This is a genomic window from Rhodoferax sp. WC2427 (genome assembly GCF_040822085.1).
GTDB lineage: Bacteria > Pseudomonadota > Gammaproteobacteria > Burkholderiales > Burkholderiaceae_C > Rhodoferax_B.
Window position 1 is genome coordinate 3,426,639 of record NZ_CP162006.1, and the last position, 11,600, is coordinate 3,438,238.

Sequence of the window (11,600 nt, forward strand, 5' to 3'; positions counted from 1 at the left end):
TTATTTCTCGTACGCCACCAACCGTCGGCGTTCATCCTCGCTGAAATGGCTCTGCTGTAGCTGGGCCAAAGCCTGCTGGCGCTGGTCTTCCGAGCCCGTGCCTTCGGCGCTGAGAATGGCATTGCGCGCTGCCAGGTAAGCCGCCATGCGGCTCTGCCAGGCTTGCTCCTCGCGGTCCACCTCGGCCAGCCGCGATGCGGCCTGGGTGCCAAAAGCCTGGGACCGCATGCGGTAGACATCGTCGTCGCTGGCACCTTTGGCACGCATGTCCAAAGCCTGCTGCTGGTTGTTGAGCAGAGCCTGGTTGGCGTTGCGATCTGCCAGCAAGGCCGCAGGCAGGGCCGCATCGAGTGCGGCGAGCTGGGACTTTTTCTGGGCCGCGCTCAGCCGCGCGTCCTGGTCGATAGCCAAGCGGGCCAGGGCATCCGCGTCATAACGGTCTTCAAAGCCAAACATCCCCTGCACCTCTTCGGCAGTGAAATAGCGCTCGCGCAACTGTTGCACCGCCAGCATCCGCTGGCGGATAGCCTGAACGCCGTTACCCGCCAACGCAGGGTCCTGCTCCAGCTCGACCAAGGCGCGCTTGAAAGCCAGGTACAGGCCCAACAGCCGCTTGGCATCCTGGGCCTGGGCGGGCGACAGGGCCAGGTCAAGCTCGTGGGCAATACGCTGGCGGATGGCTTCGGTACTCGCCTCCCCCACGGCACTCAGGTAGTAGTCGAACATCCGCACCAACTGCGTATAGGCCGCCGGGCTGGTCTGCATGCCTGCCACGCGCAGCGCCTGCAGATCGCCATCGGGCTGGGTGCCCTGCATGGAGGGCACGAAGGGTGCGCGCGCTCCGGGCACCGCCCCTGCGCTGGCAGCAACAGTCGGCGCATCCAGGCCGCCGTGCCGCCACCATACGACCGCAGCCACCGCCAGGACCCCTGAAACGGCCCATATCCCAACCCGGGCTTTCTGCATGGCGACCTCAAAGACCCAGGTTCTTCAACCGGTTGGCCTGCTGACGGTACAGCGTCACCGGGTTGGTTTCAAACAGGTTCACCAGGCCTGCGACCTGGTTGACCTCATCCAGGTGGTTCATCTTGTAGTCATCTCGGATCACCCGGCCCAGATGCGTGGAGCAGCTAGCCACCAGACCATCGTTTTTGGCGCCTGCAAAGGCCAGCGAGGTCAGTGCCAAGGCGGGGTCCAGAATGTCCAGCGGGTGGGTAAAAGGCTGGGCTCCGCTCCAAGAGAAGTACATCACACCGCGCACCGAGTACGCACCCTCGCCGCAAGCGCTCGTCGGAACGCCCTCGGGATGGGCGAGGTTGAACTTGAGCGAACCCGCAGTGCTCAGCGATGTCGCCGCACCCATGGAATTCTGGGGTTGCTGCGAAGCCGTTGACAAGGCGGCAATCAAGGTCGCCAAGCCATTCGTGGCAGATACCAACACCGTATTACTCAAGGCCCCAGGGGGTGCCACGCCCAGCAGCAAATCGGCCACGGCCGAGCCCTTGTTGACACCACCCACCGCGGTCACCGATGCCACCAGGTCGGGCCGTACCGAAGCGACATAGCGCGATGTCGGAGCACCGTGGCTGTGTCCGATCAGGTTGACCTTGGCAGCACCAGTCACTGCCAGGATCTGCTTGACCTGGGATAGCAACTGCTCGCCACGCACCTCGGTGCTGTTGGCGGCAGAGACCTGCGTCACGTACACCGTGGCCCCGTCCGCCCGCAGGGCTGCGGGTATTCGGTACCAATAGTCCAGTGGGCCGATATTGTCAAAACCCAACAGACCATGCACCAGCACGATCGGGTACCTGGTTTGGGAATACCCCTGCGCCCACGACGTCGCAGGCAAGCCAGCCAATGCCAGCAAGCAAGCGGCCAGCCAAGTCGTCCATATTTTTTTCAAAGCCATCTCCAGCAGAACCTTGCGGTTCATAAAGTTTGTCGGATGTATGCCGCGGCGCCTGGTGGCCGTGGGCGACCAGGCGGCTTGGCGGAACGGTGGAAACCATGCCTGCGTGCGCTGTGGCATACCGGATGAGGATGCCAAGGCAGAGGATCTTGGCTGCGTTGAAGATAGACAACGAGCCAGGACAAAATAAGTACGTTCGTGCTTTTACGAAATGCTAGTGAGCCAGTCCGGGCTTGTCATACTGGTAAACCCAAACCGAGGGCCGGCCAGGGCCCGCGATTGACTCCTGCGCGACACCGGCTGGCTGACCGACCGGTTCTGGAGCTAGCGGCCTTTGCGGCTGCGCTTGTGCTGGTACATCAGCGCGTCGGCCTGGGACAGCAAGGCCTCGATGGGTTCACGGCCGTCGGGCGCGATCGGCACAATGCCGTGGCTGCAGGCAATCGCATAGCCGCTGTGGCTGAACTGGTTGCGCCGCTCCAGCGCGGCCAGCAGGCGCTCCACAATGCCCTGGGCCAGGTCGTGCGGGCAGTCAAACAGCAGCACCACAAACTCGTCACCCCCTAGGCGGGCCAGGACGTCGGAATCCCGAAAGCTGCGCCGCATCTGGTCGGCAAAAGCCAGCAGGGCCTTGTCGCCCTCGGCGTGGCCAAAGTTGTCGTTGATGGCCTTGAACTTGTCCAGGTCAAAAAACACCAGCGCACACGGCAAGGCCTTGCGCGCGGCCAGGTGCAGCGCGTGCTGTGCCAGCGCCAAAAAGCCGCGCCGGTTGTGCAGGCGGGTCAACTCGTCCAGCGTGGCCAGTTGGTAGGTGGAGATTTCTTGCTCCACGATGGCGGCCAGGTCACCCAGTAGCTGGACGTCTTCCTCGCCAAAGCGGCGCGGCTGCGGGTCCAGCAGGCACAGCGTGCCCAGCGTGCTGCCGTTCGTGGCCCGCAACGGCCAGCCCGCGTAAAACCGCACGTGGGGCGCACCGGTGACCAGCGGATTGTCAAAAAACCGCAGGTCGCTTTTCGCATCGGATACCACCAACAGCTTGTCGCCCAAAATGGCGTGGCCGCAAAAGGAAATGTCGCGCGGTGTCTCCTTGGCGTCCAGACCTTGGGCCGACTTGAACCACTGGCGGTTTTCGTCCACCAGGCTGACCAGCGCAATCGACACGCCAAACATGCGCCGGGCCATGCGGGTCAGGCGGTCGAAGCGATCTTCGGGCGGGGTGTCGAGCAGGTTGAGCGAATGCAGGGTACTCAGCCGAAACGGCTCGTGGGACGGGATGGCAGGCTTGATCATGGAAAGTCCTTCTGCAAAGGGCCCAGGTCACCACGGCGTGGCCCGCGGGTTATACGCTACTTTCCCCCCAATGCCCCATGCAAACACACTTGACCTTGCCGAGAAAATTTATAAGAAAAGTGCCTCTTGCGCTTATTCTTAGAGCGTGAGCAGCTACTTAACTTATAGCAATGCGGAACCCCACAACCCTGCCCGGTAAAATCGCGCCCTTCCAGAAAGAACCCCGATAGACCATGACCGACACCGCTTCCACCGCCCCCGCCCAGCCCGGCTTGCAATCCCTGTCCAAATCCTTTGAACCCGCCGCGCTGGAAGCGCACTGGGGACCGGAATGGGAGCGGCGCGGCTACGCCACGGCGGGTTACCGGGGCACGGGCCAGGCCCAGGCCGGTGTGGAGGCCTTTGCCATCCAGCTGCCGCCGCCCAACGTGACCGGCACCCTGCACATGGGCCATGCCTTCAACCAGACCATCATGGACAGCCTGACGCGCTACCACCGCATGCAGGGCCACAACACCGTGTGGGTGCCCGGCACCGACCACGCGGGCATTGCCACGCAGATCGTGGTGGAGCGCCAGCTGCAAGAGCAAAAGGTCAGCCGCCACGACCTGGGCCGCAAGAACTTTGTGGAAAAAGTATGGGAGTGGAAGGAAAAGAGCGGCAACACCATCACCACCCAAATGCGCCGCATGGGCGACAGCGTGGACTGGGAGCGCGAATACTTCACCATGGACCCCAAGCTGTCCAAAACGGTGACCGAAACCTTTGTGCAGTTGTATGAGCAAGGCCTGATCTACCGCGGCAAGCGCCTGGTCAACTGGGACCCGATCCTGCAAAGCGCGGTGAGCGACCTCGAAGTGGAAAGTGAAGAGGAAGACGGCTTCCTGTGGCACATCAGCTACCCGCTGGCCGACGGCTCGGGCGCGCTGACCGTGGCCACCACCCGCCCCGAAACCATGCTCGGCGACGTGGCCGTGATGGTGCACCCCGAGGACGAGCGCTACACCCACCTGATCGGCAAGATGGTGACGCTGCCTTTGTGCAACCGCGAGATCCCGGTGATCGCCGACGACTACGTGGACAAGGCTTTTGGCACCGGCGTGGTCAAGGTCACGCCCGCGCACGACCAGAACGACTACGCCGTCGGCCAGCGCCACAAGCTGCCGATGATTTGCGTGCTGACGCTGGATGCCAAGATCAACGACAACGCCCCCGCTGCCTACCAGGGCCTGGACCGCTTCGTAGCGCGCAAGAAGATCATCGCCGACCTGACCGAACTCGGCCTGCTGGTCGAGACCAAGAAGCACAAACTGATGGTGCCCCGCTGCACCCGCACCGGCCAGGTGATCGAGCCCATGCTGACCGACCAGTGGTTTGTGTCCATGACCAAACCCGGCCCTACGGGCACCAGCATTGCACAAGGCGCTATCGATGCCGTAGCAAGCGGCCAAGTGCAGTTTGTGCCCGAAAACTGGGTCAACACCTACAACCAGTGGATGAACAACATCCAGGACTGGTGCATCAGCCGCCAGCTTTGGTGGGGCCACCAGATCCCGGCCTGGTACGACGAAGACGGCAAGGTCTATGTGGCCCGCAACGAAGCAGAAGCGCAGGCCCAGGCGCCCGGCAAGACGCTGAAGCGCGATGAGGATGTGCTGGACACCTGGTACTCCTCCGCCCTGGTGCCCTTCAGCACCATGGGCTGGCCCGAAAAGACGCAGGACTTTGACCTGTACCTGCCCTCCAGCGTGCTGGTCACCGGCTACGACATCATCTTCTTCTGGGTCGCCCGGATGATCATGATGACCAAGCACTTCACCGGCCAGGTGCCGTTCAAGCACGTCTACATGCACGGCCTGGTGCGCGACGCGCAGGGCAAGAAGATGAGCAAGTCCGAAGGCAATGTGCTGGACCCGGTGGACCTGATCGACGGCATCGCGCTCGCCCCTCTGCTGGACAAGCGCACCGTGGGCCTGCGCAAGCCTGAGACCGCACCCACCGTGCGCAAGAACACCGAAAAAGAGTTCCCCGAGGGCATTCCCGCCTTTGGCGCCGACGCGCTGCGCTTTACCTTTGCGTCGCTGGCCTCGCTGGGCCGCAACATCAACTTCGACAGCAAGCGCTGCGAGGGCTACCGCAACTTCTGCAACAAGCTGTGGAACGCCACCCGCTTCGTGTTGATGCAGTGCGAAGGCCAGGACTGCGGCGTGGCCGAGCACACACCCGCCGAATGCGGCCCCGGCGGCTACCTGGACTTCAGCCAGGCCGACCGCTGGATCGTCTCCAAGCTGCAGCAGGCCGAGGCCGAAGTGGCCAAGGGCTTCACCGACTACCGCCTGGACCTGGTGGCCAACACCATTTACGACTTCGCCTGGAACGAGTTCTGCGACTGGTACCTGGAAATCGCCAAGGTGCAGATCAACACCGGCAGCGACGCGCAAAAACGCGCCACCCGCCGCACCCTGATCCGCACGCTGGAGGTCCTGCTGCGCCTGGCGCACCCCTTGATTCCCTTCATCACCGAAGAGCTGTGGCAGAAGGTGGCCCCTGTGGCCGGTCGTGCGGGTGAATCCATCAGCATTGCCGTGTACCCCGTGAGCCAGCCTGAGCGCATCGATGAAGCGGCAATTGCGCATATCACCAAGCTCAAGGGCCTGGTCGACGCCTGCCGCAACCTGCGAGGTGAAATGAATGTGTCGCCCGCCACCCGCATGCCGCTGTACTGCGTGGGCGATGCCGCGTTCATGCAGTCCGTGGCGCCGGTGTTGCAGTCCCTGGCCAAGCTGAGCGAAGTCAAGCTGTTTGACGACGAAGCCGCCTGGCAGGCCGCCGCACAAGCCGCCCCTACCGTGGTGGCGGGCGATGCGCGCCTGTGCCTGCACATGGAAATCGACGTGGCAGCCGAAAAAGCCCGCCTGGGCAAAGAGGCCGCGCGTCTGGAAGGCGAAATCGCCAAGGCCCACAACAAGCTGGGCAACGAGGCCTTTGTGGCCAAGGCGCCGCCCGCCGTGATCGCCCTGGAGCGGGGCCGCATCACCGACTTCGGCGCAACGCTGGAGCGCCTGAAAGAGCAGTTGGCGCGCCTGGGCTAAGCGCCTGCCTGGCGCCCTCTCCCGCCAGCGGGAGAGGGCTGGGGTGAGGGGCCCTACCGCCGACGCAGCACGTGGATGTAGTCGGCCCCGGCAGTCTGCTGGTCCACCAGCTCGTTGCCGGTTTGCTTGGCAAACGCCTGGAAGTCGCGCACCGAGCCCGCGTCGGTAGACACCACCTTGAGCAGCTGGCCGCTTTGCATGTCGGTCAAGGCTTTTTTGGCCTTCAGGATGGGCAGCGGGCAGTTCAGGCCGCGGGTGTCGATTTCTTTGTCTGTCTGCATGGGGCGGGTGTCCTAGGATGGATTTTGATTTTAGTGGCTTGCACTCTCAACCGGGTTGGGCAGCATCGGCTCCATGAACTGCGGCTCATAGCCCCGACCGCGCAAGAACTCTGCCATCGCATAGCCAGTCCCGGCGGGCCAGCATTTCACGTCGGCCAGGTCGTAGAGCCGGTAGTCCACCAGCTCGGGCGACAGGCGCACCTCGCCGTGGGCCACCGCGTGGTAGACGATCAGCACCTGGTTCATGCGCTGAAAGTCGTACACGCCCACCAGGTTCAGCGCCGAAGTCTGCAGGTTGGTTTCTTCCAGGATCTCGCGGGCAATGCCCTCCTGCGGGGTTTCGCCCGCCTCCATGAAGCCGGTGATCAGCGCGTACATGGCGTTCGTCCAGGCCACGTTGCGCGCCAGCAGGATCTGCCCGCCGTATTCCACGATCGCCCCCAGCACCGGCGTGGGGTTGTTCCAGTGCGTGAAGTCGCAGGCCGGGCAGCGCAGGCGCTGCTTGGGGCCACCGTCTTCCAGCTGGCTGATCAGGGCCAGAGGCGTGGCGCACTGGGGGCAAAACTTGAAGGCTGAGGGCATAGGGAAGAAACTCCGCCGTTGCTACATAAAAAGTAGCTACTCACGCTTATGAAATAAGCGCTAGCAGCCAATTTTCTATAAATTTTTAAGCCGGAAACACACCAGTGGACAAATACCGGTCGCCCCGGTCGCAGACGATGAACACCACCGTGGCGTTGGTCTCGCGCTCGGCGATTTGCTGCGCCACCCAGCAGGCACCGGCGGCAGAGATGCCTGCAAAAATGCCCTCTTCGCGCGCCATGCGGCGGCACATTTCCTCGGCATCGTCCTGGCTCACATAGGCCAATTCGTCCACGTGCGACGGGTCGTAAATCTTGGGCAGGTAGGCCTGCGGCCATTTGCGGATGCCGGGGATGCGCGAGCCCTCGCTGGGCTGGGCGCCGATGATACGGATGGCCGGGTTCTTTTCTTTCAAAAACTTCGACACACCGGTGATGGTGCCGGTGGTGCCCATGGCGCTGACGAAATGGGTGATCTGGCCGTGGGTGTCGGCCCAGATTTCCGGGCCGGTGGTTTCGTAGTGGATGCGCGGGTTGTCGGCATTGGCGAATTGGTCCAGCACCCGGCCCTTGCCCTCGCGCTGCATCTGGTCGGCCAGGTCTCGGGCGTATTCCATGCCGCCGCTCTTGGGCGTGAGAATCAGTTCGGCCCCAAAGGCCTTCATGGTCTGGGCGCGCTCGATGGACAGGTCCTCCGGCATGATCAGCACCATGCGGTAGCCCTTGACCGCCGCGGCCATGGCCAGCGCAATGCCGGTGTTGCCCGAGGTGGCCTCGATCAGGGTGTCGCCGACGCTGATTTCGCCGCGCTCCTGCGCCCGCTGGATCATCGACAGCGCGGGCCGGTCCTTTACCGAACCGGCCGGATTGTTGCCCTCCAGCTTGCCCAGCACCACATTGCCCCGCTCGGCGTTACCGGCTGCACCGATGCGCTGCAGCGCCACCATCGGGGTTTTTCCGATGACATCTTCAATTGTTGGATATTTCATACCCTGCACTGTGCCATAATATTGGTCTTGCTTCTGCATTGCCCGGGTGGTGAAATTGGTAGACGCAGGGGACTCAAAATCCCCCGCCGAAAGGCGTGCCGGTTCGATTCCGGCCCCGGGCACCATTCAAAATTCTCTAGCGTTTTCAACACGTTAGAAACTTCTGAAGATCACCCCAAGTACTGGGGGATATTTCAGAATCGTTAGTCAGGTACAGTTTCGGTACAGTGCTGCGGCGCTAGCCCCTACTGGAACACTATGGCAACGATAGTCAAGACCCCCTCAGGCACATGGAAAGCACTGATCCGCAAAACGGGTTGGCCACCGACTGCCAAAACTTTCCGCACCAAACGAGACGCTGAGGACTGGTCGCGCCGTACCGAAGACGAAATGGTTCGCGACGTATACATCCAGCGCGGACCGGCCGAGCGCATGACCGTCGAGGTCGCCCTCACTCGTTACCTGCGCGAAGTCACTCCCACCAAACGCGAGTCCACCCAAGCCGGCGAGCGCAAAAAAGCTCTGGCACTGACCCGGCATCTTGGCAAGTACTCCCTCGCCGCACTGAGTGCCGAAATCGTCGCCCAATACCGCGATGCCCGACTGGCTGGCGATGATGACTCCGATGGCAAGCCCGTCCCGCGCAGCAACAACACCGTGCGACTGGAACTGGCATTGCTCAGCCACCTCTTCACCATCGCGATCAAGGAATGGGGCATCGGCCTGCCGTTCAACCCAGTTTCCAACATCCGCCGCCCGGCACCAGGCGCTGGCCGCAATCGACGGCTGACGGTGGCCGAGAACAAGCGCCTGCTGGCCGCTGTGGACGGATATTCCAATCCGATGTTTAGCTGGATAGTGCGCGGTGCACTAGAGACCGGGATGCGACTCTCTGAGATTGCTGGCTTGCGGTTGAGCCAAGTTGACCTGCAACGCCGCGTTATCCGCCTTGATCACACCAAAAATTCTTCGCCTCGAACGGTCCCCCTTACGGCAGCTGCAACCCATGTTTTTCAGAACGCAGTGAACAACCCCATCCGCCCAGGCGAAACGGACCTCTTGTTTTTTGGCGATCCTGGCAAGGACGGACTGCGCCGCCCCTACGTGTTCGACAAAGCTTGGACACAGGCCAAGCTCGATGCCGGCCTGGTGAACTTCAGATTCCACGACCTGCGCCACGAAGCGGTCAGCCGCTTTGTCGAGGCTGGATTATCAGACCAAGAAGTCGCGGCCATCAGCGGGCACAAGTCTATGCAGATGCTGAAAAGGTATACACATTTGCGGGCGGAAGACTTGGTGGAGAAGCTGGATAAATTGAGGCACTAGCTGGCAGGTAGGCGCTCTGTGTCATTTTTCAGACAGCCAGCACGCAATTCGCAGAAATTTTTGCCCCTGTATGTAAGCCAATGCTCCCCCGGCACCGGCAAGCCATTGATTTTTATACGAATTTAGCAAACGAACCCGATTTTCCTATCCACCAAGCGATCCAATCTTGGTTGCCAATAGTGGCCAAGAGCGGATACCAAGATATGGAATATTGGCTTTTAAATCAACGACTTACAGGAAGCACAAGCTTGTCCGATTACTTCTGACTACTGAGAATTGCGCCTAGCTAGTCCCGATATAGGTGCATTTATGAAGACGGAAGAATTTCTGCTAGGCCGCTTTGGCCCGCTAATGAGCATTGCTGACGTGGCAGGAATTTTGGGGCGTTCTGCCGATGGATTTCGGGTTGCACTCTATTCGGACGGTGATGTATCCCGCCGTCTACGGCCAACCATGGTGCGAATCGGCCGACGGGTCTACTTCCGCACACTGCAACTCGTAGACGCCTTGGGCCTGGATAGCCAGGAGGCCAATGGCACACTCCCACGCCCGTCGAAATCCTGATGCCTTGGTTACTGGAGGCTGCCGACTTCACTGATCGGAAATTGCCAGTTGATCCAGATCGTCCGACAGGCATTCATTCCAAGAAGGCGGTCAAGGCGAGTTCAGCCAAGGTTGCGTGCCTTCTTGATACCGCCATCGCCATTCAGGAAGAGGATGCCACTGCAGCGGGCCAGATCGGCTACATGGCACGCGCCATGATCTGGGCCTCACTTCCACACAAGAAAGTCGATGGGTCGCATTACAAACGGGACAATGGCCTCGCGTCCATCACCATGCTTGTGGACCCCGACATCGGTCTTCCCTACGGCAAGCTGCCCCGGCTCATTTCTGCATGGTTGACGCGAGAGGCAAAGCTGACAGGCTCACGTGAGCTGACCCTGGGCCGTAGTCTCAACGAGTTCGCCCAAAAACTCGGGCTATCGACGAATGGTGGCCTGCGTGGCGATACGTCCCGACTGAAAGTACAGGCCACGAAGCTGTTCAGCACTTTCGTTTCGCTCAAGGCACACCAGGGCCAAGACTTCGCCTACAAAAACGTCGCACTGTCCGACGAAGGGGTCCTACTTTGGAACCCGAAGAAGCCGCATGAATCGTCGCTTTGGGAAAGCACGATCACTTTATCAGAAGCGTTCTATCGCGAGTGCATGGACTATGCCGTTCCATTCGATCTTCGCGTGTTGCACAGACTGCGTTCGCCACTGGCGATAGATCTGTATTTGTGGCTAACGTGGCGCATGTTCATCCTGCGTCGGCCGGCCTTGATTCCATGGACCTCGCTGCGGTTTCAATTCGGCGTTGGTTACGCCACTACCCCCCAAGGGATGGCGCATTTTCGCGCGGAGTTACATCGCTGCCTGCACGATGTACAAGCCCTGTACCCGGCCGCAAAGCTTTCATTTGAGCGTGGTGGCTTGAAGCTGCGTCCCAGCCCGCCCCATGTGAATGCGCTCCCGTGATCATCAGAATCTGACGATGACACGGAATAACCAAAAGCCGGCAGTTGAGGTCAGGACCTCTTTTACCGGCACGCTGGCACCACAAGGGCACAAAGGTCGCGTGTGGACGTTCAAACAGTTCTGCGAAGCATGCGACACGCCTGATGCGAATCGCGTACGGGCAGTACTTGTCGCAAGCAATACTACCGGCTTCGCACTATACGCACGTCAGAACAGACATCTTCATCGCGTTACACAGGATGACCGTCCCTTGATATTTCGGACCATCGAGCAAGCCCTAAACACCCTAATAGACGTGCCACACCTGACCTCCGAAATCACCATCGTCACAAAAAACTGGTAATACCGGCATGCTTAGAGCCTTTGCGATCAAAAGATACAGCCCGTTGATCGTCTCAGCCAACGCGCTGTCGTATTTGACCCCTTTAGAGGCCACTGATAGCTTTAAGCCAGCCTCGGTCATGCGCTCACTGTAGCGGATCGACAGGTCGAATCCACCTTGAGACCGCCTGTCGAAAATGATGCGCCAGGACATCGTCCACCGACGGCTTGCGGTCATACAACGCCAGCTCCAGCGCGTCGAGTACGAACTCCGCGTGCATCGAGGCG

General features: G+C 61.1%; 10 protein-coding genes, 1 tRNA gene and 1 pseudogene. 4 read left to right on the forward strand and 8 right to left on the reverse strand.

Going from position 1 to position 11,600, the window contains the following annotated elements; genetic code table 11:
* From AB3G31_RS16110 to AB3G31_RS16125, 4 genes are all read right to left on the reverse strand, one after another.
* A complete protein-coding gene (locus AB3G31_RS16110; RefSeq protein ID WP_367847097.1) occupies positions 1–918 on the reverse strand; it encodes a lipase secretion chaperone in 918 nt (305 codons plus the stop codon).
* A 55-nt stretch (positions 919–973) separates the two neighbouring features.
* Positions 974–1,870: a lipase family alpha/beta hydrolase gene (locus tag AB3G31_RS16115; protein WP_367850363.1), complete on the reverse strand. Its 897-nt coding sequence runs from the start codon at positions 1,868–1,870 to the stop codon at positions 974–976.
* Positions 1,773–2,084: a hypothetical protein gene (locus AB3G31_RS16120; protein ID WP_367850406.1), complete on the reverse strand. Its 312-nt coding sequence runs from the start codon at positions 2,082–2,084 to the stop codon at positions 1,773–1,775. The genes AB3G31_RS16115 and AB3G31_RS16120 overlap by 98 nt, the downstream gene beginning before the upstream one ends.
* A 152-nt stretch (positions 2,085–2,236) precedes the next feature.
* A complete protein-coding gene (locus tag AB3G31_RS16125) occupies positions 2,237–3,202 on the reverse strand; it encodes a diguanylate cyclase (RefSeq protein WP_367847098.1) in 966 nt (321 codons plus the stop codon).
* A gap of 233 nt (positions 3,203–3,435) precedes the next feature.
* Here AB3G31_RS16125 and AB3G31_RS16130 point away from each other — a divergent pair, with 233 nt between their 5' ends.
* Complete coding sequence (locus AB3G31_RS16130; protein ID WP_367847099.1) at positions 3,436–6,294, forward strand: valine--tRNA ligase; 2,859 nt, start codon at positions 3,436–3,438, stop codon at positions 6,292–6,294.
* A 53-nt stretch (positions 6,295–6,347) separates the two neighbouring features.
* Here the strand turns inward: AB3G31_RS16130 and AB3G31_RS16135 are convergent, their stop codons facing one another.
* The 3 genes from AB3G31_RS16135 to cysM all read right to left on the reverse strand — a co-directional run bounded on the left by AB3G31_RS16135 (position 6,348) and on the right by cysM (position 8,145).
* On the reverse strand, positions 6,348–6,575 hold the full coding sequence (locus tag AB3G31_RS16135; RefSeq protein ID WP_315186712.1) for a sulfurtransferase TusA family protein: 228 nt from the start codon (positions 6,573–6,575) through the stop codon (positions 6,348–6,350).
* Between the two features lie 30 nt (positions 6,576–6,605).
* Positions 6,606–7,157, reverse strand: coding sequence for an NUDIX domain-containing protein (locus tag AB3G31_RS16140; RefSeq protein WP_367847100.1), 552 nt, complete (start codon positions 7,155–7,157; stop codon positions 6,606–6,608).
* An 85-nt stretch (positions 7,158–7,242) separates the two neighbouring features.
* Positions 7,243–8,145, reverse strand: coding sequence for a cysteine synthase CysM (gene cysM, locus AB3G31_RS16145; RefSeq protein WP_367847101.1), 903 nt, complete (start codon positions 8,143–8,145; stop codon positions 7,243–7,245).
* A 40-nt stretch (positions 8,146–8,185) separates the two neighbouring features.
* Between cysM and AB3G31_RS16150 the strand changes: the two genes are divergently transcribed.
* From AB3G31_RS16150 to AB3G31_RS16160, 3 genes are all read left to right on the forward strand, one after another.
* A tRNA-Leu gene (locus tag AB3G31_RS16150) sits at positions 8,186–8,270 on the forward strand.
* A gap of 133 nt (positions 8,271–8,403) precedes the next feature.
* Complete coding sequence (locus tag AB3G31_RS16155) at positions 8,404–9,471, forward strand: site-specific integrase (protein ID WP_367847102.1); 1,068 nt, start codon at positions 8,404–8,406, stop codon at positions 9,469–9,471.
* A 563-nt stretch (positions 9,472–10,034) separates the two neighbouring features.
* Positions 10,035–10,991: a replication protein RepA gene (locus AB3G31_RS16160; protein WP_367847103.1), complete on the forward strand. Its 957-nt coding sequence runs from the start codon at positions 10,035–10,037 to the stop codon at positions 10,989–10,991.
* Between the two features lie 376 nt (positions 10,992–11,367).
* Here the strand turns inward: AB3G31_RS16160 and AB3G31_RS16165 are convergent.
* Positions 11,368–11,596, reverse strand: a pseudogene (locus tag AB3G31_RS16165) (IS3 family transposase); the annotation flags it as partial.
* Between the last annotated feature and the right edge of the window lie 4 nt (positions 11,597–11,600).